The organism is Vibrio sp. TRT 1302 (genome assembly GCF_050113875.1).
Taxonomy (GTDB): Bacteria; Pseudomonadota; Gammaproteobacteria; order Enterobacterales; family Vibrionaceae; genus Vibrio.
In genome coordinates this window covers 1-22,910 of the sequence record NZ_JBNJOF010000003.1, presented here as the reverse complement: position 1 = coordinate 22,910, position 22,910 = coordinate 1, and the positions used below count along the sequence as shown (strand labels likewise).

The 22,910-nt window shown below is 40.3% G+C and carries 23 protein-coding genes and 4 pseudogenes; 15 read left to right on the top strand and 12 right to left on the bottom strand.

Annotation, left to right across the window (positions count from 1 at the left end; genetic code table 11):
* Window positions 1-91: 91 nt before the first annotated feature.
* The gene (locus ACQEXP_RS05190) at window positions 92-2,089 is read right to left on the bottom strand and encodes an AAA family ATPase (RefSeq protein WP_426968602.1); all 1,998 of its coding nucleotides are present in this window, start codon (window positions 2,087-2,089) and stop codon (window positions 92-94) included.
* A gap of 5 nt (window positions 2,090-2,094) precedes the next feature.
* Entirely contained in the window at window positions 2,095-2,721 is a 627-nt protein-coding gene (locus tag ACQEXP_RS05185) for a phage repressor protein CI (RefSeq protein WP_426968600.1), read from the bottom strand.
* Window positions 2,722-2,811: 90 nt separating this feature from the next.
* Here ACQEXP_RS05185 and ACQEXP_RS05180 point away from each other — a divergent pair, with 90 nt between their 5' ends.
* From ACQEXP_RS05180 to ACQEXP_RS05150, 7 genes are all read left to right on the top strand, one after another.
* Complete coding sequence (locus tag ACQEXP_RS05180; RefSeq protein ID WP_043921157.1) at window positions 2,812-3,024, top strand: hypothetical protein; 213 nt, start codon at window positions 2,812-2,814, stop codon at window positions 3,022-3,024.
* Window positions 3,025-3,130: 106 nt separating this feature from the next.
* Window positions 3,131-3,646: a phage regulatory CII family protein gene (locus tag ACQEXP_RS05175; protein WP_426968598.1), complete on the top strand. Its 516-nt coding sequence runs from the start codon at window positions 3,131-3,133 to the stop codon at window positions 3,644-3,646.
* 319 nt (window positions 3,647-3,965) lie between these two features.
* Window positions 3,966-4,178: a hypothetical protein gene (locus tag ACQEXP_RS05170; RefSeq protein WP_426968597.1), complete on the top strand. Its 213-nt coding sequence runs from the start codon at window positions 3,966-3,968 to the stop codon at window positions 4,176-4,178.
* A 25-nt stretch (window positions 4,179-4,203) separates the two neighbouring features.
* Window positions 4,204-5,373, top strand: coding sequence for a replication initiation protein (locus ACQEXP_RS05165; RefSeq protein WP_426969046.1), 1,170 nt, complete (start codon window positions 4,204-4,206; stop codon window positions 5,371-5,373).
* Window positions 5,374-5,472: 99 nt separating this feature from the next.
* Window positions 5,473-5,673, top strand: a complete 201-nt coding sequence (locus tag ACQEXP_RS05160; RefSeq protein WP_426968596.1) for a hypothetical protein — start codon at window positions 5,473-5,475, stop codon at window positions 5,671-5,673.
* Between the two features lie 304 nt (window positions 5,674-5,977).
* The gene (locus ACQEXP_RS05155) at window positions 5,978-6,757 is read left to right on the top strand and encodes a ParA family protein (RefSeq protein ID WP_426968594.1); all 780 of its coding nucleotides are present in this window, start codon (window positions 5,978-5,980) and stop codon (window positions 6,755-6,757) included.
* Window positions 6,758-6,766: 9 nt separating this feature from the next.
* Window positions 6,767-7,066, top strand: a complete 300-nt coding sequence (locus tag ACQEXP_RS05150; protein ID WP_272280369.1) for a hypothetical protein — start codon at window positions 6,767-6,769, stop codon at window positions 7,064-7,066.
* A gap of 776 nt (window positions 7,067-7,842) precedes the next feature.
* Here the strand turns inward: ACQEXP_RS05150 and ACQEXP_RS05145 are convergent.
* From ACQEXP_RS05145 to ACQEXP_RS05135, 3 genes are all read right to left on the bottom strand, one after another.
* Entirely contained in the window at window positions 7,843-8,889 is a 1,047-nt protein-coding gene (locus ACQEXP_RS05145; RefSeq protein WP_426968592.1) for a hypothetical protein, read from the bottom strand.
* 455 nt (window positions 8,890-9,344) lie between these two features.
* Window positions 9,345-11,042: a DUF4209 domain-containing protein gene (locus ACQEXP_RS05140; RefSeq protein ID WP_426968590.1), complete on the bottom strand. Its 1,698-nt coding sequence runs from the start codon at window positions 11,040-11,042 to the stop codon at window positions 9,345-9,347.
* 132 nt (window positions 11,043-11,174) lie between these two features.
* Complete coding sequence (locus tag ACQEXP_RS05135; protein WP_426968588.1) at window positions 11,175-11,315, bottom strand: hypothetical protein; 141 nt, start codon at window positions 11,313-11,315, stop codon at window positions 11,175-11,177.
* A 290-nt stretch (window positions 11,316-11,605) separates the two neighbouring features.
* Between ACQEXP_RS05135 and ACQEXP_RS05130 the strand changes: the two genes are divergently transcribed.
* The 3 genes from ACQEXP_RS05130 to ACQEXP_RS05120 all read left to right on the top strand — a co-directional run bounded on the left by ACQEXP_RS05130 (window position 11,606) and on the right by ACQEXP_RS05120 (window position 12,691).
* On the top strand, window positions 11,606-11,911 hold the full coding sequence (locus ACQEXP_RS05130) for a ribbon-helix-helix domain-containing protein (RefSeq protein WP_426968586.1): 306 nt from the start codon (window positions 11,606-11,608) through the stop codon (window positions 11,909-11,911).
* Window positions 11,912-11,993: 82 nt separating this feature from the next.
* A complete protein-coding gene (locus tag ACQEXP_RS05125) occupies window positions 11,994-12,383 on the top strand; it encodes a VOC family protein (protein ID WP_426968584.1) in 390 nt (129 codons plus the stop codon).
* 17 nt (window positions 12,384-12,400) lie between these two features.
* Window positions 12,401-12,691, top strand: coding sequence for a putative quinol monooxygenase (locus tag ACQEXP_RS05120; protein ID WP_426968583.1), 291 nt, complete (start codon window positions 12,401-12,403; stop codon window positions 12,689-12,691).
* Between the two features lie 175 nt (window positions 12,692-12,866).
* On the opposite strand, the pseudogene ACQEXP_RS05115 reads toward ACQEXP_RS05120, so the two are convergent.
* From ACQEXP_RS05115 to ACQEXP_RS05105, 3 genes and pseudogenes are all read right to left on the bottom strand, one after another.
* Window positions 12,867-13,093, bottom strand: a pseudogene (locus ACQEXP_RS05115) (integrase); the annotation flags it as partial.
* Window positions 13,094-13,171: 78 nt separating this feature from the next.
* A pseudogene (locus ACQEXP_RS05110) lies at window positions 13,172-13,468 on the bottom strand (integrase); the annotation flags it as partial.
* A gap of 178 nt (window positions 13,469-13,646) precedes the next feature.
* Window positions 13,647-14,402, bottom strand: a complete 756-nt coding sequence (locus ACQEXP_RS05105) for a hypothetical protein (RefSeq protein WP_426968582.1) — start codon at window positions 14,400-14,402, stop codon at window positions 13,647-13,649.
* Between the two features lie 100 nt (window positions 14,403-14,502).
* Between ACQEXP_RS05105 and ACQEXP_RS05100 the strand changes: the two are divergent.
* Window positions 14,503-14,757, top strand: a pseudogene (locus ACQEXP_RS05100) (IS110 family transposase); the annotation flags it as partial.
* 361 nt (window positions 14,758-15,118) lie between these two features.
* Here the strand turns inward: ACQEXP_RS05100 and ACQEXP_RS05095 are convergent.
* The gene (locus ACQEXP_RS05095; RefSeq protein WP_426968580.1) at window positions 15,119-15,751 is read right to left on the bottom strand and encodes a hypothetical protein; all 633 of its coding nucleotides are present in this window, start codon (window positions 15,749-15,751) and stop codon (window positions 15,119-15,121) included.
* A 99-nt stretch (window positions 15,752-15,850) separates the two neighbouring features.
* Here ACQEXP_RS05095 and ACQEXP_RS05090 point away from each other — a divergent pair.
* The 4 genes and pseudogenes from ACQEXP_RS05090 (at window position 15,851) to ACQEXP_RS05075 (ending at window position 20,519) form a co-directional block, all read left to right on the top strand.
* A pseudogene (locus tag ACQEXP_RS05090) lies at window positions 15,851-16,876 on the top strand (IS110 family transposase).
* 1,499 nt (window positions 16,877-18,375) lie between these two features.
* Window positions 18,376-18,912: a hypothetical protein gene (locus ACQEXP_RS05085; RefSeq protein ID WP_426968578.1), complete on the top strand. Its 537-nt coding sequence runs from the start codon at window positions 18,376-18,378 to the stop codon at window positions 18,910-18,912.
* Window positions 18,913-19,101: 189 nt separating this feature from the next.
* The gene (locus ACQEXP_RS05080) at window positions 19,102-19,788 is read left to right on the top strand and encodes a ParB/RepB/Spo0J family partition protein (protein WP_426968576.1); all 687 of its coding nucleotides are present in this window, start codon (window positions 19,102-19,104) and stop codon (window positions 19,786-19,788) included.
* Window positions 19,785-20,519 carry a hypothetical protein gene (locus ACQEXP_RS05075; RefSeq protein WP_426968574.1) on the top strand — a complete coding sequence of 245 codons (735 nt, stop codon included), beginning with the start codon at window positions 19,785-19,787 and terminating at the stop codon, window positions 20,517-20,519. The genes ACQEXP_RS05080 and ACQEXP_RS05075 overlap by 4 nt, the downstream gene beginning before the upstream one ends.
* Window positions 20,520-20,611: 92 nt before the next feature.
* Here the strand turns inward: ACQEXP_RS05075 and ACQEXP_RS05070 are convergent, their stop codons facing one another.
* Genes ACQEXP_RS05070 through gloB form a run of 3 tightly spaced genes read right to left on the bottom strand, consistent with a single transcriptional unit; the run spans window position 20,612 to window position 22,609 of the window.
* Window positions 20,612-21,001 carry a ribbon-helix-helix domain-containing protein gene (locus tag ACQEXP_RS05070; protein WP_237302249.1) on the bottom strand — a complete coding sequence of 130 codons (390 nt, stop codon included), beginning with the start codon at window positions 20,999-21,001 and terminating at the stop codon, window positions 20,612-20,614.
* 53 nt (window positions 21,002-21,054) lie between these two features.
* Window positions 21,055-21,849: a type 1 glutamine amidotransferase domain-containing protein gene (locus ACQEXP_RS05065; RefSeq protein ID WP_426968572.1), complete on the bottom strand. Its 795-nt coding sequence runs from the start codon at window positions 21,847-21,849 to the stop codon at window positions 21,055-21,057.
* 1 nt (window position 21,850) lies between these two features.
* Window positions 21,851-22,609 (bottom strand): hydroxyacylglutathione hydrolase, encoded by a 759-nt coding sequence (gloB, locus tag ACQEXP_RS05060; RefSeq protein WP_426968570.1) that lies wholly within the window; start codon window positions 22,607-22,609, stop codon window positions 21,851-21,853.
* Window positions 22,610-22,910: the final 301 nt, after the last annotated feature.

Below are 22,910 nucleotides of genomic sequence, written 5' to 3'. Positions count from 1 at the left end.
AACCTTTTGCGTAAAAATGTGTCGTTGACAACTCAAGCTTTGAAGCCGGGAGGTGTTCCAGGCATACTCGAACCTTTCGTTTCAACCGTCCTTATGAATTACATTCTTCAATAAACGACCAAATTTTGTTGCACAGACCATTAAGCTCAGGTGTTAGTTGCCAATCAACTTGGTTCTCTTCATCTTTGCCTTTCATTATTTTGACTGCCAATTCACAGAAATCAGTTTTCTCTTTGATTGTGCTACCTGAGCTTGGAGAGTCTACTTCTCTGCGGTTTTTTCCTCTGCCTTCGAGCTTAGTAGGTTTTCCTTTACGATAAAAAAAGCGTTCTGACTTTACTTGATCATCACGAGTTACACAGTTCTCTAGGGTCGCACCAATACCTATGTCTTCACTATCGAATGCATTGTCTTCTAGCCCATCAAAAGACAATTTACTGTCATGCTTACCATTAAACGTATCCCACTGGACCTCAGCAGTTTTTAATATGATATTTTGAGGGATATAGTTTTCAATTTCTTTCCGTTCCAATAGGAAGAAGCGCGGACCTAGAGCTTCTACTAAATCATCTACTCTAGAGCCTTTAGTCTCTATATCTGCATCAGCAAGCAAAAAAATGTCCTTGTTCAGCTTATTCGCAGGAGTTTGAGATGTTTTGTCAGGATCAACATTGTCTGAAAAGGCCCAGTGGGTGATGTTAGCGCCCTGATATTCAACAAAAACATAATGAAGATTTTCATTGTAGGTGCTTAGTTTTGCTACACGGGCTTTGGCTTCTGCTCGTTGTTCTGCTGTACCATCCTCTGAGTTACCAAATGTGTCGAGTTCATATAAGTATTTCTCTAGATAAACTTGTAGATAACGTTTATCAGTGACGCCTTCAACCCAAATTGAGCAATTGGCCAGAAGTACTGAAGAGGCAAGTACGCCAAGCTCTTTGAGTATCTCGTTGTTGTTGGCTTGGCTTTGAACGATCGAAGTTGCTTTACCATCGTCATCGACTTTTTTCTTAACACTGATTAGATTTATGTCGTCAGATTCTAATGTGAGGTCAACAAAGTGGTTTGATTGAGTAGTAAAGAAGAACATATGCTTTTGACACGCTCTAAATGCTTCAATCAGCGCGCGCTGCATACCGGCATGAAGGTTTTGTTCGGGTTCTTCGATAAAGAAGATAGTCGGCTTTGTTTCCAAAAAAGGGCGAACAGTCAGTGCAATCATAGCTTGGATGCCATCGCCGAGCTCATAGATCGGACGCTGAGACTCATCCCCGATTTTGATATGGACGACATTGTTTTCTTTCTTTGATTGTTTATCATCTCTGTCTTTACGAGGGATGATATTTACACGTTGACCCTCAAAGAAATGTGCTGAAAGATAATCTTGGTAGCCTCTCACATTTGCTTGGTCATCTTCAGTGCCCAATAGTGCATACACCATATCTTCATATAATGTGTGACCTGTAAAAATATTAAGCTTTGAATCAGAGGTTTTGTCTTTAAAGTAATCTTCTCGCGTTCGCTCTAAATATACATCTCTATTTGGTACTAATGTCCGAAGACCTCGCAGAATCGGAATATATTCCTTTGACACATTATGTATGTTGAAGTCTTCGTTAGGTTTGAAACTTTCAATTTTGTGCCAGAGTTCGTCACCGAGCAGACTTATAGCTATATCTATTACTTCTTGATGATCGACGAATTGTTTTTCTTGATGCAGTATGCTTTCAATAACGTTGAAAATTTCATTGTAAAGATTGGAGTCGAAAATCGAAGATATGTTGCCGATTAAATATGAGTATAAGCCTGTAGTATAAGCATTCGTCGCTTTCTTAGAAAAGCCTGAATCATTCTTGGCAGGGCCTAGTTTTTTTAACGTAGCTTGAATATTTCCGTTCTTATCGTTGAACTCCATAAACGCTGAGGAAAAAAGCGTTCTAAGAAGGCGACTTTTCCCAGAGTTGTTTGCACCAATAATGATATTAATGGGTTTTGTATTCGCTATGCTATTTGGGTTTCCATCAGGAAGTATGAATCTCTTTCCTTGTAAGTCGTTGACCTCTAATTCATCGATATTCTTCAAGTCCATTAGTTTCACTTCTTCGCCATCACCAAAGCCACACGCCCAACAACCTTCACATCGCCTTCCTCAACCGTAATCGTTGAGCCATTAAAGCTAATTGCTAGCTTCTTACCTGGCAGGCGCTGGATTTCGTTTAGAGAGAGTAATCCGTCCATATCGACTAAGTATGTGCCGCTTACTGCTTGGCGGGATTCTTTGTTCACTAGGAATGTGCTCTGACCATCTTTAATGGCCATCACGTTGATTACATCGAGCTCGTTCAGGAATGCCTTGTCCAAAGCCAAGGTTCCTTGATTCACCAATTGTCCATCTTCAATGCGAAAACAATCCGCATCAAAAATTTGTTTGGTTTCGTTCTTTTTTGAGACGTGGGTGTACTCAGACGCGCTCTCATAAGGCTCACCTTGACCAAGTGTTAGCCATCTTATTGATATCCCTGTTTCCAAATGAAATCGAATTACAATTTCGTAAGGAACTAAATTTCTGTGGCGCCATGTGCCTACAGTGGACTTTGATAAGTCAAATGCATCAGCCAGTGCCTGATTTGAGCTAGTATTTGTGGCTTGCATCAATCTTTCGATAACTTCCTTTCCCCCAACATATGCAGGTGGGCGAATTGGGAATTGACATGGTTCCATATGCGATCAATAATTCCAAATGAAATTGGGCGGCGAGCTGCAACTCTATCACCCGAATAAATACAATCAATAACTTAACAGGATACCACTATGCTTTCATATCAAGTAGTCCTAAATACCCCGTATATGACTTACGACCAATATTCCCAGTTCTCTGGTATGCCCAAACGTACCATCATGGATTGGGTTTCAGACGGTCGCTTACCTATTAAAGAGAAAGCCAAAGCCAAAGAAACTCCTTTAATCAATATGGTCGAGTTACTTGAAATGGCAACAAGAGAAACGTTGCAACGAATGGGATAGGTCTTCATGCACTTATCTTCCTTTATTCCAACCAAAGAATGTTGTCCGTGGTGGATAAACCTTCTTTGGTATGAGATTACCGTTTTTCTTCAACTGAGTATTCGCTATGAACGACATTGACTTAAAGTGCGACTTTCTTGGTTCTAAACAAAAGGCATTCAACGAAGCGTGTTGTGCTTTTGCGAGAACGGAAAACATGGCTCGGATAGCAGAGCGTCTTGGCATGAGCGCGACGATGCTTCGCAATAAACTCAACCCCGAGCAACCCCATGTTCTCAGCTGTACTGAACTCATTACGATCTCAAAGATAAGTGGGAATCATTCCATTGTGAACGCGTTACTTATAGGACTGGGTGTAGTCACAGCTCTTATTCCTCCTGACAAAACTGAAGCGACTTTGTTGCGACGGGCAATAGATAACGCCATTTATTCTGGTGAGTTGTCTCGTATGGCACTTGATTGTGTTGGTAAGCAAGAATTAAGTCGAACGATGAAACATAAGATTGTTCAAACGGCACAAGCCAGTATCAGTAACCATGTTTTGATCATCAATAGCCTAGAAAAACTCAATCAAGACGTCTCTCCATGCATGGAGATTGAATCTGTCGTCAGGGCAGGATAAGCGTGTATCAATTTGGAGGTGCGATGTCCGTTGTTCATTGCCATAAACCATGCCCAGAGGACTTAAAAATATCAGGCAAATTCGACATGAGCTCTATCGGTGTCAACTCTCTCCTTTATTAGAAGAGCAGCAGAGCCTAATTCACCAGTTACACAACACTCTTCATGTGTTGGGGCAAGTGAGACTTCGGATACGTTTACTTGGCGTTGAAAAGCAAATAGACAAGATCAGAAAACGTTGGCTTTAAGTTTTATACATTAGCCTGATTTGTGCCAATGGCTCCTCCTAATTTGGGAGGGGGCTAGACAAGGTAAACCCTGTGAACCATCAAGTATTTGAGGCCTTAAATTATAAGGCAGCTCAAGAATGCCCCCATTTTCTCAAGTTAGTCATAGAAAATGAAGCTAAAGAGGGCATTGTTATTAATGTTCGATCGAGAGAGCTAATTAAACGCAACTCATCTAGCGTGATTATATTCACCACGATGAAAGTAGTGTTTGGCCTTGCGCTTTTGGGCGCACTAAGAAGTTAATTGTGTTGACCTTATTATGACGATGATTCGTTCAGGCCAGGCTCATATAATAGCCTCATCGCATTCGTTGAAAACTCGCTTGATTGAGGAAGCGCCTTATTTTTCGAGATGTAGCGATAATAAAACCGCTGTGCTCGTTAGGCCACGTGACTACGCTGTAAAGTGGCCATACATGCAAGTCAATCGTAAAGAGATGAAAGCTTGGATGGTGTTCGATATTGATCATGAACACCGTGCCTTGCCAAATCCCTACATCTGGCAAGATGAAGGGCTCCCACCGCCGAACTTGATTGTGCGCGATCGTACCAGCAACAAAGCCCATCTTTTTTATGCCATTGTGCCTGTTTGCACCAGTGATAACGCCAACGCCAAACCCATCGCTTATTACCAAGCTATTTATCGAGCACTTGCATTAAGGCTAGAGGCTGATGTGAGCTACAGCGGTCCAGTGGCCAAAACGCCTTTTCATGCTGACTGGATGACGACCGAACTCCACCGAAGTGTTTACGAGCTTGGTGAGCTTGCAGATTCCCTTGAACTTGAGACAGAGCATTTATGGCAACGAAAAGCACATGATACTTCCTACTCCCGAAATTGCACACTGTTTGAACACACCCGCCAATACGCTTACAGCATTGTTGGTAAGGCAAGAGAGCTGGGATGTTATATCGATTTTAAAGCTCGGATCGAGGGGTTTGCGCGCTACAAAAATGTAAGCGCTATGCCGGAGAGTCCTCCGTTGCCAAGTAGTGAAGTTCAGGCACTAGTGAAAAGCGTATCGCGTTGGACTTGGGATAAGTATTTTGCCAGAGCAGACTGTCAGCGCGGCGTGATGAAACTTGATAGGAGCTTGAGTTTGCATGAAAGGCAGCGAAGAGCGGCAAGGCGGACACACCGGATACGCCGAACGAATACAGCTCGTCGTATTGTCCACGCCTGTCAACGTCTACTGCGGAGCAACCTACCACTTACGATTGGTAGCGTTGCTCGTATGGCTCGCCTGTGTCGTCAGACAATCAGTCGTTATGTTTATTTACTTGAACGAGTTAGGTCTGCACTTGCTATGAGCGAACGAAACGGGCCGATTCAGCATGTTAATGATGCTGTACATCAGATATCTGCTCCTGTTGAGCCGTACTTAGTGGGTTATGTGATGAAGCAAAAAAGCACCTTGTCTAAGTTGTCATTTCCTTGAATAAAAGTAGTAGTAACCACAAGGTTGTGATGTTCTGCGCAACCACGTAGTCATAAAACGGTATCTATTGGTAAATTCAAACGTTAATTGGAGAGGTATATGTCATCTTTACAAGACAACCACCTAGTTGAAGTGATGAGTTTTATTATTGATTCTGTTGCCGTGGAAACAAAAACTACAGGTCGTGCTGAAATCGGTATTTACCTGATGAGCTTGGTGCTTACGGAGTATCAGAACGATGCGAGTCAAGAGACCGTCAATAGCCCTAAATTAATACAATCTCAAGAGAACTCAGCATAGAGATAGTAGGCCTCGTTACGTGGCTTTAAGAATTTAGGCTCGCAATTGGTGAGCCTAACTTTGCACTAGAAGCGGTGAAAGAAGGCTCTAGAAGTTTACTCAAAAGTGATACAGCTTTATTGGTGCTGATTCTATTGATGTTAAAGAGTCATCGCTTCTATAGCTCTTAAAATCTTAGCTTGAGACCCTACACAGGGTCTTCTGCTGAACTGGGCAAATAGCCCGATGTGCAAGTGACCCTTTCGAGGGGAACTTTCTATAACTTTTTTGTGTATTACATATGTAATACATCTTGGTGTTTGTTATGAAAACTAACGTTATTAGTGCCGCAAATCAAAAAGGTGGGGTAGGGAAAACCACAACCCTAGTCAATTTAGCTGCTGAATTAACGCGAAGAAAAAAGGTGTTAATTATAGATCTTGACCCTCAAGGAAACTGCTCTAAGACTTTAACAGGGCAACGCAATTTCAAGTTTGAAGACACTATTGCTGCGATGTTTGACAAACCTAAGGTTGTGTCGATCGTTGATTTAGTTCGACCAGCATTGCTTGACGGTTATCCAATTAGAAACCTAGACATTGTTCCAGCTGACTTCCAGTTGTCTCGGATTATCGAAACGTCAATAACAAAGATTAATCGAGAGCGTATTCTTGAGAAGCAATTAAGTAAGTTGGTTGATATTTACGATTTTATTCTTTTAGATACCCCACCAAACCTTGCTCTAACAACTCTCAACGCGATCCAAGCATCCGATCTGATTTTGATTCCAATTGACTCCGGTGCGTTCTCTCTAGATGGTATTAGCCCTCTTCTTGAAGCAGTTTCTGAGATAAAAGATGATGACGCAAACTATTTGATTTTGAGAAATGAGGTTGATCAGAGAAACTCCATCATCAATGAATTTATTGAAGAAGAGCTAGAGGTTGCACAAGATAAAGTGTTGTCGGTATCCATTCGTCGTTCAGAACATGTTGGTCAAGCCAATGCTGTTTCCGCACCAGTGCGTTTTTACAAAGCGGGTTCTCTTGTTAATAATGACTATCGTAAACTCGCGTCAATTATTATCGAAAAGTGTAATACATAGGTAATACATATGAGTAAGTTAAAAAAACGCGGTTCTATTACTGCGATCTCAAATTCCCAAAAACAAGATTCAGGTAAGTCTAATGGGATTACCACCGTTAAGAAAAAGGTGACTACGTCATATAAAGTTCCTCCATTGACGTTGAGAATGTCTCTTTGCGATAAACAAGCAATAGGCGACTGGGTTTACGATTTACAGGCGTTGACTGAGCGAAGCGTATCCGCCGCTAAATTGTTTCGAGCTTTGGTTCTGTATCGAAGCAATATCGATGATGAAGAGTTAATCAAACTGATCGACAAAATGAATTAAAGCCATTATGTATTACCTATGTAATACATAATGAGGCGCTCTTAACGTTAATTTGGAGCTGAAGGAGTAGCTCTGAAGTACTTCGTTCAAATTAGAAAAAGTATCTTGAAACCTTAGTCGTTTGTTAGTTGCGAACTTCAAGTGTTCGTAAGCATTTTTCCTTGTGTCCCTCAATTGTTTTCAGGAATAAACCACATGAAAAACATCTAGTTTTACCTTTTAGATCTACGCTCTTTTGAACGAAAAAGTGGTTCCACGACTCAGGATGCGACTGACTTACATGTTGGGTAAGATCAACTACCATTTTGGTGCAATATGGGCAAGAAACTTTATTGTGAACTGGTTTCTTTTTATGCTTTGTGCGCATTTCTTCAATGCGGTGACGAAGATGAGTCGTATATAAATACTCAACTCGATCTACTTGAAACTCGGCTCCTCGACACGAACGGATGCCCGCGGTTCGAAATTTGATGGAGAGTAAATATAAAGGATCACCAAGCTCAAGTTCTTGGAATAGAATATACAATTCGCAAGCACTATTTATGAACTCGGTCGAGTAAGTAGTCGCCCAACTTCCAGAACCGTGATGCGCTGGGAGATATTCTCCTTGCTTGGATTTGCACTTTTCCACTAACGCTCTAATTTGCTTCTTTTTGTTCTTTGATATTTCCATTTAGCCCCCAAACAACTCACGCCGCAATAATCGGTGACATATGCGTGCTATGTTTGAGTACAAGCGAGTCGGCACGCGTATGGAATCCGACTTAATTGATTTGTTAAATTTTATCTTCTCTGATAGCGATTGTACCATCTGAAAAAATCTCAACATTTTCTAATGACTTTGTGGCTGTTTTTAGAGAATAGATATCTTTGTAGTTATTAGCTCTAAAAAGCTCGATAACTTTACTTGAAATACCATAGCGCACTGGAACACTCAAATATCGGTTGCGGTAAACTCGCTTCTGGACATGATACTTTTCACCAGAAATTTCTAAAACATCGAAATCTTGCACAAACTTATGATACTCGAAGCAGAAAGCACTATCACCTTCGTGTTCAAAAAGGAACTCTAGCCAACGTAGATAATAGTTTTTAATTGGCTTGGAGTAATCTTGCTCCTGAAACTCATCATATTCTGGATCTGCAAAATGAATGACACTATGTCTCTTTTCTGATGACTCAGAAAGTTCAACAACGGAAGCATATGAATTCGAAACTAGAACACCATTACCTCGCAAATAACTTACGCCAGACGAGCACTGGTTATCCATAGCACCCTGGAGTTTAGCGCGAAGCTCAGGTCTAGTTAACTCAACTTGTGTAGAGCTTCCTTTAGATTCTAACACCGATACATTTTTACCTGGTTTTCCTAACATTACATAGTCTGGCTTACCGCCATTAACTTGGGGTAGGATAGACTGTGATTTTAAAAACTCATCAAAATCAAAGACAAACTTATACCCAAGTTTTTCTTGAGCAAAAATATAATTTATTGCCTGACCTAACTCTCCCGTTCTACCACTCTTAGAAAAGTCTCGATACTTATCTCTAAAGCCGTCTTTCAAGCAGATAGAGGATGGTTTTAAGTCGAGTAAACCAAATAGCGTCAATGCATTCAGCATTATGTCATAAGCCTGAGACAAAACACTTGTACTACTCGTTGTATTCGCTTTAACCATCGCAGTAGAGAACTTTAGAAAATTCACTTTGAGGGCTGTATGATTTTGTGAACTATCAGCAATTTTTCTTCGAGAAGTTCTGGTGGATTTCCCGATAACGCTTGCAGATGTATATTCTTTTATTTTTATATCTTGCGAAATCAATTGATACCTCGTGAAATTTAACGCTTTGTAGACGGAATTATTCTATATTTGCATTTCGTCTATGGTGCTTAAATTCACTGTGAAACTCAATAGGTATCAAACTGTTATGTGAATCGACAAAGAGTCCCAGGGTAGAATTACAGTAAACTTTCGTATAAGTGCCCAAAGTACGGATTAGATTAGTTTGATCTATTGCAGTACTGGCTGGTCAATTCTTGCGTTAAAGAAGGTCTGGGGCAGATCTGAGCTAGGTGGCATTTTTTGACAAAGTGCCACGAGTAAAACTTCAAGTCTATGAAGCCTCTGGACATAAATGAGTTTCGTTTTCACGAAAGTACCTTTTTTCAGATTAGGTCAGGTAGCAAGAAGGTGAGTTTTGATGACTATATCTGGCATCCAAGTTGTGGTTTGAATGCCAGATTACAGTTTATCGGGTAGCATAAGATTAATGTTGGTTATTGGATTGCCCTATAAATGTATACCCACTTTAAGCAAACCCACCAAACATATACAGACCCATAGCTATTACCAGAATAATCATCAATCAAACCGTGAGCGACTTTGTTTCTGAAGTTAAACCCTAGTGGGTCAGTAAATAGAGCTTCAGCCTTAAAGACTGTTTCTCGATTGAGTATCCCGTGGTTAGACGCTATATCCAAAAGCAACGTCATACTCTTTTCTGATTCAGATGTTTCATTTATTGTGACTGTTGGGATTTCCGCTCTTTTTAGTACATTTCTCAGAATCGCTTCAACCATAGGGCACAACATCATCAATGCACTATGAAAATCCATGTTGTAACCGTGATAAAGCGCTTTTGACATAATATTCTTTTGGTCTTCTGGAACCAGTACACAATCTAGAACAACATTCTCAAAATATTCCAGATCAAGTTTTAGGTTTTCGCGAAGCTTTCTGAGCGCAGGAATAATGAAACCTGCTGCGGTACAATGGGCACTTCTTTCAAATGTTTTGAAGCATTCAACACGCTTGGCTTTGTCTGAACCTGTAGCAAATCGCCCCAACTGTCTACCGTCAACATCACTATAAACATGGGAACCTATGAAGAGGCGACTAAACAATCCTTGTGATTCGCGAGCCTTGTTGATCTTTAGAAGATGACTGTATTCCATTTCTGGGAACTGGATTAATTCATCTAATGACTGTCCTTTGACGGTTTCGCTTACAATTTCCAAGTAAGGAGAAAGATCCATCTCAATTGCGACTGCACTCATTCGAGCCTGATTTTGAATAGCTTCACGTAGGTGAACCAATCGAGCTTCAATCAATTGAATTCTGGTCTGCACATCATTTTTCTTTTTGTATTGGTTATTCAAACCACGAAGAAGAACAATCGCTTCTCTGTATCTTTGAGCCGACACTTGAAACTGTCCGCTATTTTCATCCTCTGCGGCACGAAATTGCAAGCTGTCACATAATAAATCAATGATAGCTTCCCTAGATAATTCGATTTTCGGATGTTTTTCTTTCACCTCTAAGGCTAGCTTTAAATAGGACTCTGCTAGGTAGTGTCCCTTTTTTTCGATAGCCTTGTTAGCTAGGCACTTTGATAGTTCTTGAGCATAGGGCTCGATTTCACCGAGTTGTAAAAGCAGTTTTGTAATAGCATAGGTACAGTCTTCAACTAGCGCTGTCTCTGCCAATGTTCTAACTAGATTATCTTTGTTTCTTTTTCGTTTAGCAGCCTTAGATAGGTAAATTGCTCTTTGCCAGTATGCTAAATCACCTAACATATATTCGATTGGAAAGTGTTGATAGGCATTGATAGCGCACTCAATATTATGTTCTATTCTGTTGCCAAAAGTGGACCACAATACATCGTAGTATCGTGCTACTAACCAATGTGAATCTAGTTGAGTGATCCAGTCTTTTATAAGCTGAAGGTCGTCTATGCCAATTTCTTTGACAGACCAAATGTCAGAAAATTCTAGCTTCATTTTCCCAGAAACAATCTTATAGCTAAGTATGTGAATCAGTGCTTCTGCTATAGACTTCTGCTGATATGAAAGCTCTAAAGCTGGCTTTGAGATTAGCTCTTTAATCGCATAAGCGTAATCATACTCTTTGTTATGGCTGTGCTTAGAATTCTTAAAAATTGTATTTAATTCAGATAGAAAATCACTTTGATGCATTGTTCAACCCATCTTACCTTTAGTGAGATGATACTAGCGGTGTTTATTCCTCTTATTAAAACTTTTTAGTCAAAAGAAAGCCCTAGCTCACTACATCAGCTAGGGCTTTTTGTTGCTGCCATGGGCAAGCTATTATTGAGTGTGGTCGCGGTATCTTGGACCACTTCGCCCAGGTTTTGCATCAAGGTGAACCAATCCAGTGTTGCCATCGGTGTAACTGCCCATGTATTGGCGCGACATCAACTGACCAAATGGGCTGTAACCTATGATCAATTTGCGAACGCATTCCAGATAACATTTTCTGAGGAAAAATGAAGCTCAGCATTTTAAGAGGAATAATTCCGCTAAAACGTTTCGGTGCATAAACGTGTTAGCGGGATTGCCAATTTAGCAATTAATGAATTATGTTAGGTATGGCAAAAGTTGCTTAACCAAGAGTTCAGTCCTGCAAGAATAGAACTCTCATACACTCTTCGAGAGCTTTATATTTTACTACTCAACGATTGACTTAGCACAAGTGAAAAGACAAGAACGATCGCTTTCTCATATATTGGCAGATTATTATGTGCAACATATTTTCTAAGCAACCTAAAGAAGATTACCAATTCATTGCTCGCTCTATCCGAATAGGTGGCCATGCTACCAGCATCAAATTGGAAGCGAGCTTCTGGCAAATTCTTGACGAAATCTCTGAGCAACAACAAATGAAACTGCCCCATTTTATCAGTGTAATCTACAACGAAGCTTTGGGACACAACGGAGAAATTAGCAATTTCACCTCATTGTTGCGTTGTGCTTGTTTAATTTATCTACGCCAGTCTAACGAAGTAATGGGCATAGTCAAACGACAGCTTATCTCAAGTAGCTAATTAATTTAACTGTCGTACTCTGTTACTACCAATACTTCATTCCTTTCCCTTATTCTAGGTCTCAACTGAATAAGAGGCAGATATGACGAAACTTATCCACACTATGGTAAGAGTTAGCAACCTTACCGAATCCATCAATTTCTACCGTGCAGCACTGGTGCTCGACATCAAAGACCAATATGTTTTTGATGATTTTACTTTAACTTACCTAGCCAACCCTCAAACAAGCTTTGAACTAGAGCTGACTTATAACCATAACCAATCCGAGCAGTACCCTCATGGTAATGGGCACATAGCCGTTAGTGTCGAGGATATTGAGCAAGCTCATCAGCGAATGACCTCATTAAATATCGAGGCTTCCGAAATCAAAACGCTCGTTCACAATCAAATCCCCCTAGCGACATTCTTTTTTATTACCGATCCTGATGGACACAAGATCGAGTTTCTACAACGTCAAGGACGATACCTATGACAGAGCGAGTAAACACAATGATTAATTTAACAGCGGTATTTCATGCTAAAACTGGGCAAGAGCAGGCTCTCGAGTCTCTGCTGGTTGCGATGCTAACCCCTACCCGAGAAGAAGCTGGCTGCGAAGGTTATTTCTTATTTAAAGACAAAAGCAACCCAGCACTATTTATGTTTCAAGAGCAATTTGTCGACCAAAATGCTTTCGATGAGCACTGTAAGCAACCTCATTTCATCAAGCTGCTAGACAAATTAGAGGGTGTGCTGGTGCAAGAGCCACAAATCACTTTCTACGATGAACTCTCTGCTTAATTATAAAGAGCGCTCAATGAACTCAATGTTAGTCAGTTAAGTTGATTAACATTTTGTCTTCTAGTCGAACCCATGGTAAATTTTGGACGAAACTTATCACCATTTGTTATGACTACCGTCTTTTGGCGAAAACGAAATGTGGCACAGGCTTTTCAAAGGTAAAGAAAAGCCTGTATCAGTACTTCAAGCAATCCGTTTGCTCTGAGAGACTCAGAGCGCCTTCCAGTTCAACGCCAAGGTAACGAATAGTGTTATCTAGCTTCGAATACCCCAGTAAAATCTATACCGCCCTAATGTTTTTGTTCTGGCATAGATCAGAGTAGTTTTGGTGCGACGAATGGAATGAGTCCCACAATAGTCTGCATTCAACCCAAGTTTGACAGCCCAGTCCCTGATAACGAACGGATAGTTTGCCTCATGCGGGTCAATTTTTAATCGGCGCTAGTGGGTCATTTTTACATCGACGGTAACAGGGGGCAGGGTAGAGCCATCGACTAATACTTTGCTGGGTTCCCGGAGTAATCTCATAGTGTAAATCGGTGCCCGTTTTTTGCTGGATGCATTGAACCCTTTCATAGATTACTCTTGCGAAGAAATATCGTATACGTGCAGCTTTAGTAAATTACTCGCTTTCAACTTGCTATCAATGGCTAAGTTTAGTAATACAAACTGCATTAAGTCATTTTCAATCTCAAGTTGAGTTCTGATTCGCTAGACTCCTTCTAGCTTCAATGGCCTTTTTATGTCACTACATTTTCCTGAAGATAGCTTTCTCATGTTGACCTCCTTTCAGGTGTTATTGGTCAACATAAAGTCTGACAGTCACCTCAGACAGTTTTGCTAGCCTGCATTGCGCTGAAACGTCCTTGGACAAAAACGTTTCGTTTAGAATAGAGAAAGTATCTTAAACCTTATACGTTTGTTAAAAGTAAAACACACTAGACCTAGAGTGTGGCTATTTCCAGCTTGACCCTATTTCAGCCATCGTTGATTCTACGTCAAATTCATGATCAATATCCGGACTGAATTCCCCCGAAACATCACCATACCTAAACTCTTCACACGTACATTCATTTTCACCTTCACCACAGTCAAAGCAAGTCGGGTTACAATACTCAATCATTCGATCAATTGCAGTTGCAGGGTCTGAAGAATCCAAGTAAGGATCATAAGCATCGATATAGCCATCTTCGCCATCAATCGTACTCAAAATAACGTCTGGTTCGTCGTATGAGAATCCAAGAATTTTTGAAATACTTCGTAGTACAATACGACCATAATCAAACTGATAACGTTCAGTTTTCATATAAACCACACCAGCATCTTCAACCAGGAGTCGAAAACTCATATGACCATATTCATCTATAAGTTTTTTGTATCGACTTGGAGCAAGAGTGATATGTTTCATGGAGTTGTTTACTGCATCAATTAGCTGAAACTTGTTATTGGTAAACCTGCCACCTTCAATGTGATAGCCAATATCAAGCTTTTGCATAATCGATTTTCGAGTCACTTGCTCATCTGTACGCTCTTTTTGTATTGCGAGCATGTAATCAAGAGCATGAGCAATCACCATATTAAAGCCAATTGCTTGGTGTAACTTCAGGGTATTACTAGACACTTTTTCATCAATTTCATAGAGCGTAGGTAGCAGTATGGAATGATGATAGTCATAATAATCTAGTAAGCACTGTTCTAATTGATCTGACATTATTCGAAGAACCTATAATTTTACTTTTAACGAATGACATGGATTCCCCCTCTCGAGGATCTGCCACACTTACGTGGTAATTATTAATACCGGAGGCACCATGTCTGATTATTCTTATTTTGGCGGTATCGATTTAGCTAAAAACCACTTCAGTATTCATGTCGTTGACTCACAATGTAAAGTGCCACTTCATAAATCGGATACTCGAGCTAAATTACTGACTACAATAGCAAATATGCCGCCCATGCGTATAGGACTCGAAGCGTGTGGCGGTGCACATTATTGGGCAATAACCTTCAACAAATTAGGACACGATGCTCTCGCAAACAAACTCATGCGGATCACTTGGGCTGTCATCGCCAAAAACGAAGAATATCAACCAGCATAAACACCATGCACCACCAACTCTTTGCAAAGTACGTAGTGAGATGAATAACAGGATAAACCCTACACGTTGAAAACCTTGTGCTCACACTGGCTTTTAAAGTCGATAAGGTGATATTCGACTGCCTCATCTTGTCCAAGGCAATAGCCGTTAAAACAGGCAGTATATATGGTAGTTAACCTGCGCTTTTAACCATACTGCTGACTTGGAAAACTGGGGAAGACTATATAGGTAAACAACGCCTCCACCCAACCCTCAAGCATTGTGCCATAAACACTAAAACTGAAGTAGAAGCAAAAGTGCCAAGCGTTGTGAATCCCTCTTAAATTGCTTATGTTTTAGCTACCAAAAAACCAATTACGGCCATGAAATTTTGGATACTAACTATACCAAATAGAGCAAAGCCAACAAAAAACAAACACAAACATACATACCTATATGGTGTAAATTTCCTATCAGCAAATTCATGAACTGGCCAAAAATAATGTATAGGGTCTTCGGCGTCAATTTCTTGGTATTGGTCAGCTGTATGGCTGGCTATATTGAGGAAATCTCGCTTAGCGTGAAGAATCTGTTGTCGCTTATTTTCAATACTATTTTCCAATTTTCCCCAGTCAAAGGATATGTCTTCACAATATTGTTCTAGTTGTTTGAGTTTCTTGCCCTCATTGAGATAGCTATGATACGTAGGATGTTCTTTTATTATTTTGGGACACTTGATCAAATATACTAGATTACCCAAGGCTAAACACAATGCACTAAAGTAAAACATCGCCCAAGAAAAAGGAAGAGTCGTACTTATTGGCACTGGTTGTTGAAATATCTGAAAAACCAACTTCTCATCCTCAACGTATTCAAAAGCTTTAACCAACAAGGGAACAACAAAAATCCATACATACATTGAATTTACAAACTTAGTGTCACCTATTTTTTTTAAGTCACACCAATTAAAGCTTACTTTCATATTACCTCTGAACTCAAACTAAAACATAACGAATGGCATGGATTCCCCATCACGAGGGTCTGCCACACTCATGTGGTCATTGTTTAAACCGGAGGCACCATGTCTGATTATTCTTATTTTGGCGGTATCGACTTAGCTAAAATTACCTTTAGTGTTCATGTCGTTGACGTACAAGGTAAAGTCGTTATGCACAAGTCGGTTAGCCGCTCTAAATTGCTCACTACCATATCAAACCTTCCTCATATGTGCATAGGCTTAGAAGCGTGCGGTGGAGCGCATTACTGGGCAAGAACTCTCAACAAACTTGGTCACGAACTCACGTCATAGCTGCCAAATATGTTTCCCCTTGTCGGACCAAAGGAAAGAATGACCTCAATGATGCTGTCGCTATCTACGAAGCCGTTCAACGTCCTTCGACTCGCTTCGTCCCGATAAAGTCTCCCGAGCAACAAGCCATACTATCGATACACCGCATGCAAGAACACTGGGTTCGTGAGAGCACAGGCATCATGAATCGCATCCGTGCACTACTATCCGAGTTTGGTCTTGTCATCCCTGTCGGGCGCTAAGCTCTAATTAAGCAAGTTCCACTCATGCTTGAAGACGCCAGCAATGAACTGCCTCAACTAGCAAGAGTTGTGCTGCATGATGCTTATCTGCATCTCAACGCTCTCAATCAGCGTATCGCAGATACTCAGCAGGCATTCGAAGCCCTCGCAAAGATCAGTGATAATGTACAACGCATCATGAAAGTTCGTGGCATTGGACCTCAAACTGCTACTGCGATTTTTGGCATAAATTGGTAATGGCGCTCAGTTCGACAAGAGTCGAGACTTCTCAGCCTGGCTTGGTCTGGTTCCTAAGCAATACACAACTGTGGATAAACCAAGGTTAGGTCGAATTACCAAGCATGGTGACAAATACCTCTACACGCTTTTAGTCCACGGGGCAAGAACCGTCATTGCCAACTTAGGAGATAAGCAAGACAGGCTTCGCCAATGGTGTCGAGGCATATTAGAGCGAAGGGGTATGAATCGCGCTGTTGTCGCATTGGCAGCTAAGAATGCGCGAATCATCTGGTCACTGTTACACAATCAAACGGAGTATGAGAACTATGCTGCCTAAGTAAAAACTTAAACACCATGCACCACCAACCCTTTGCAAAGTATGTAGTGAGATGATAATAGGATAAATCCTACACGTTGGAAACCTTGTGCTCACACTGGCTTTTAAAGTCGATAAGGTGATTAGGACTTCGTGTTCGACTGCCGCATCTTGGCCAAGGCAATAGCCGTTAAAACAGGCCGTATATATGGTAGTTAACCTGCGCTTTTAATCATACTGCTGACTTGCAAAACTGGGGGAGACCATATATGTAAATAATGCTGACACCTTAGCTAAACATTGTGCCATAAATACTAAACTAGCTTGACGTGAAAGCGCCAAGCGTTGTGAATCACTCTTAAATTTATTGTTAGCTTACAAACCTAAGACGTACGCACATGCTAACGTGGCAGTATGGTTATGGATCAACAATAACCATGCAAAAACTATGGAAATAGATCATAGATCACTGTTTTAATGAACAGTGATGGATATATTTACATATGAGCAATTTGCTCTCATACAAGTGAGGATTATCATTATGGCTTTGAAACCAGGTCCAAAACCAATTGCTAAATCAACGGGTAAACCAGACCAACGTAGACGTGATAATAAAAACACTCCCGGAAATACTCCTGGGCTAAAACCTAGCAAGTCATCTAAAAAGTAAGAAATAACATTCGTAAGCTACTGCTCCAGTAGCTTACTTGCCTCGATGTGCTCCCAACTTCTGCCTGTAAGCTAACGCTATCTATACGACTCCGAGATCCTCTATCTCATACCTTACAGTTGCTTTTTACTAAAGAGGATATGAGAGGCACAGGTTTAACTCAATGAAATATAGTCATTTTCTTTGGTGGCTGCACACAAAGAGATTCAATTTATACGACTACTAGTTACTTAATTGTTTATGCATTCAATTTATACTGTGTCTGTATCTATGAACAGGGCTAGAAAAAGGACAACTGTCGTAGACATAAATGCAATCGTAACAAGCTTTGGGGCAGAAACAGCTTAGAAGTTATGTCCGTTTAAATTTAGTGTCATATAGCAGTTTTGCATGCAAGCATTATTATTGGCGTTCTCCCTGCGCGGCACATCGCTTTGGTCGGTTCATACCGTTGGGCGGCATTCCGTCGCTACGCTCCTCCCTCGATAACTTGAGCCATGTCCATCGAGCAAGCTAAACATGGCTCTAAGTTCCTTAGACAATCACCCAACGCTTTTGCTACTGCGTAGCTGCTCCTCGTACCTCATGCCGTTCGTCGTGCCTCCTCACGTAAAAATCTTTCACTGACTTCGCTTAAGTTCGAGTAAGGGCTCGATGTCTTATGTGCCGATTTTCCTTTCAAATCGCATCATTTGATGGCGCTCGCAGGCTGTAAACCCTCCTCACCCAGAACCCTCTTTGCAAGGTAGGGCGAAGCCGCTGCGCGCCCTTGCAAAGAAGAACCCTGCTTGAGGAATGGGACAGCCAAGCGGCTCCATAAAAGTGATACTCAAACAAAAGGAAACTCCTTATGGCACAACGACACTCAACCCCAACTCTCTCTAAATCGAACTCAGCGACCAACGTCTCGTCGTTGGAGCACGAAAGCTCACCAAAAAATGATATCTCTTGTTCGTTGACGTTGCTATCTGCTCATCGTCAATTAAAGGCTTTGCGTGGTGTTTCTTACGTCGAAAAGAGCACCAAGGTTGAGGCGAAATCCATAAGCCATTTAGAGCGCCTTCAACACTTAAAAATGTTCAGTCGTGGTCAAAGTCCTTTGCAGAAAAAAGACGTGGCGAACCTTAAAAAACAACGCTTGGATGAAATGTTAAAAACTCGCCTTCCCTACCTCGCTAAGCGCACCTTTCAGCATCATGAAGTCGTTGGGTTACTTCCTGAACTTAATGCCATTTCTTCGACTGGAGATTGGCACATTAGGGCAAATAGTAGAGAAGTGATTGCGTATAGCTGTTTTGGCTCTGTCTTCCCTGGACTGCGTTTTAAAAAGCAAGGTGATACTTATCGTTGCGTTGGGTTCAGCTTCAATATCCGCCTAGCGTCATAAGGAGTCAGAGATGAATGACAAGCGAAGTGATACTAAACAACGAACGGAGAACACTTATAACGCTCTTACCTCGAAACAAACTCACTCTATGCAGCAATCAACGACCAACGTATCGACATTGGACTCTCAGGCAACTGCACAAAATGATAACTCTATTCAAATGCTCCCGATTTCATCCTTAGTGGTGTCGTGCGTAAAAGCAAAGCATCAAAAGAAGACGACCAGTCTCTACAAGCGTCTATTTTGGCTCATGGCCTGATTCAAAACCTTGTAGCACTGCTGATTGATGAAGCAGGGTTATGCCCTATCGTCAGTGGGGGACGTCGATTAACGGCTTTGAATGCGTTGATTGAATCCGGTCAGCTTCCCAATGACAGTATGGTTGCGGTGAAAGTACTGAATGATGAGGAAGCCAAAGCTTATGCAAATGAAATTTCTCTGACAGAGAACTTTACACGTGCAGCCATGCACCCTGTCGATGAATTTGAGGCATTTTCTAAGATGGTAAAAGAGGGCGCAACCATTGAAGCCGTGGCACAGCGTTTTGGTAAAACCAAGCTTTATATTCATCAACGCATGAAACTGGCTGCGGTCGTTCCTGCTGTACTTGAAGCGTACAAAGAGGGCGAGATTGCGCTTGAAAGAGTCATGCTGTTTACGTCTGCGACCCCAGAACGTCAAGCTGATGTCTGGGAGCGCATCAAAGACAATAAGTTCTATCAAGATAACCAAGTGAGTAATATGCTCAAAGAAGGCGCAATCGAAGATAATCACTATTTAGTGAAGTTCGTAGGCCGTGAAGAATACGAAAGGGCAGGGGGCTTGGTTACGTCTGACTTGTTTTCTGAAAAGTCTATATCGAAGATAGAGCCTTGATTGAATCTCTCGCGACTCAAAAAATTCAAGTTGAAGCGGATAAGCTGATTTCTCAGGGATGGAAGTGGACTGAAATTGTCTTGCAGCGCACCTTTGACGAAACCAAAGGCTACTTGGAGTTAAAAGTTAATAAAGGTCAATACAAGAAAGCGGAAAAAGCACTCGCAGGGTGTGTGCTTGTCTTGGATTACCAAGGTGAAATCAATGTGATTAAGGGCTTGGTGGCGAAGTCTGAGCGTAAAGCATTGAAAGCCTTGCAAATGGAACAGGCGAAGAAAAATACCAAAGGCGAACAGGATACGCAGAGTGCCAGTGGTGATAAAGCGGCAGACACAAGCACGTCCGCGCCTGTTGTAGAGTACTCGAATGCACTGTCAGAAGATTTAAAAGCGCATCGCCTTGTCATGGCCAAACATGCCTTAATGCTTAACAGCAACCTAGCTATCGATGCTTTGCATTTCTCGCTATGTATTAGAGCATTCGTTCCGTTTGGGAGCATGCCGCTCGATGTATCGATCAACCGCACTGACCTCGAACCTAAGCAAGGTGACTTCACAGAGAACCAAGCATTAGCACGAATCGAAGCTCACGAAGAAACCTTCGATCTCTCATGGCTAGAAGTTAATGCTTCAAAAGAACGCTTTGAAGCATTCGTTAAGCTCGATGCAGACGAAAAACAAAAGCAAGTCGCCTATGCGACCGCATTGATGCTAAGAGCATCAATGGCGTAGGACGATGGTCGAAAAAATCTAGTGCAGATATGATCTGACAGGCGCCGAGTTCAAAGTGAGTAACTGTCAGATCAAGTCTTAATTTGTATAGATTAGTTAATAGATGACGACTTTATAGGGATAAATGTTCTTAACTTTAGATTGTTTTCTTCTTTCATTAATATATGCTCTGAATTAACTTGTTCTAAAGGGAAGTTATCACCTCTTATTAACTCACCATCTGCAATTAGTGATAAATATCTAGAGCAACAAACTCTAAGGAAAGATGTAAAATTACCTATATCTAAATCCGCATCCAAAGATTCGAAATACAGTTTTGTTATCATTTTATTTACAGTCATATTCTCCCGGTGAGATATTTCCTCCAATGTGTTCCAGAAGAAGTTCTCTAAACGAATAGATGTTGCTACACCATCTATTCTTAAAGAGCGTGTTACACTTGACCATAAAGTTTGATTTCCCTTTACAAATAACTCACACATCTGATTGCCCTCCTAAAAGTAAAGAGTATAATGCTATACTCTTTACTTTTTAATTATTTTACTTTGTCAGTAAATGAAATCATTAATCGTGGTAAATCATAAGGAAATCTACTGGTGATTAAATTTCCATCAATTACAACTGGTTGGTCATAAACTTTAGCTCCGGCATTTTCTAAGTCTTTCATGATTGCCCAATATCCAGTCATTTTTCTTCCCTCAACTAAATCTGAGTTAATTAAAACCAATGGTCCGTGACATATAGTTGCGAGTGGTTTATTTTCATTCATAATTCCCTTTACAAGTTCTTGTGCTTCAATATCGGTTCTAAGAAAGTCTGGGTTCCATGCTCCTCCAGGTAAAACTAGACCATCAAAGTCACTAGGAGAAACTTCGTCAATATATTTGTCTATTTTTAACCAACCAGAATTTTCCATTAGTCTCACGGTCATAATGTGTGTGCGTCGGATTTCTGGAAACTTTAAACCTAATGTATTGGGGTAATTTTTTTTCCTAGGAGATACAACAACAACATCTGCTCCAATTTCACGTAAATAATTTAATGGGACTAGAATTTCTAGTTCTTCAACACCGTCAGTTGCTAATATGGCAATTTTTTTACCTTTCAATTGTTTTTTATCGTGCTTTTTAAGCATGAATTCTTTGAGTTCTTTATTTAATTTCCCATCGGCTGTGATTAGCTTTACAGTGTCCAGTGTTGGGACGAGAGAGTTAGTAGAAACTAAATCATACACATCGACTTTATTTTCATAAGCAATAGCATTGCAAGAAGCTAATAATATATATACTGTAAATAAGATGGTTTTTAAATTCATACCGTTCAATTTCATTTTATTTCTCCGAGTTTTTTGAAACAAATTTATCTTTTAGTTTTCTAAGATAAATAAAAATATCTAATGAGTTGTTTAAATTATTGTCCCTGCCTATTTTTTCAGATAGTCTTAAAAAAGGGTTTATTTTCTTTTCGAAACGTAATGTAGTAGGTGCTGATACTAAACTTGGACTTATTTTAAATTTTTCGATATATCTTTTAATATGCTTGTTTTCTGGTTCTATTTGATTGGCAAATATTAAGTTTTCCAATGTGTATTCATGAGAGAAATATATCTTAGTATTATCGTCCATCATTTTTATTCTTTCTAATGATGAATGCATATCTATATACTTATTATCTGAAACTCTCCCACATCCGGCAGAAAATAGCACATCGCCACAAAATAAATTATCTTTGTAAATTATGCCTATATGATTGTTACTATGCCCAGGTAGTTCGATGATCTTAAAAGTAGATTCAATTAAAAATAACTCATCTCCTTCTCTAACCTTGATCTCATCTAAACCTAACTTTAATTCATCTGGTACATATAAGATTGCGTTAGGATACTTTTGTTTTAAGTGAACGACCCCATTTATATGGTCGTCATGACCATGAGTTAGAATAATGCACTCCAATGATAAATTTTTATCATTCAAAAATTTTATCATTTCTTTTGATTCTCCTGGATCAATAACGATAGCTTTACTTTCGTTAAATAATACCCATATGTAGTTATCAATTAGTGCTTTTTTATAAGTTATATGTAATGGCATTTAATTTCTTGAATTTTATGAGGTTAACTGTTGTTGTGATTAGTTTCGATTTAAAAGAAGTTTATATTAATTTTATAGTATCTTGGTAATAAGTGAATACCACAACTGAAAGTGATTTCCGTTCGGTTATAAAATTAACACTGTTTTTTAGCTAGCTAACTAAAAGGCGTCTAGGAAATCAGTGGCGATTCAAATTAAGGGGCATGATCGATACCAGACTAAAGCGAATAACGATCATGAAGTGATTGTTGAACTGCAAAAAGCGGTTGAGCGTTATCCAGCCTACGGTTTTAGCAAGTTG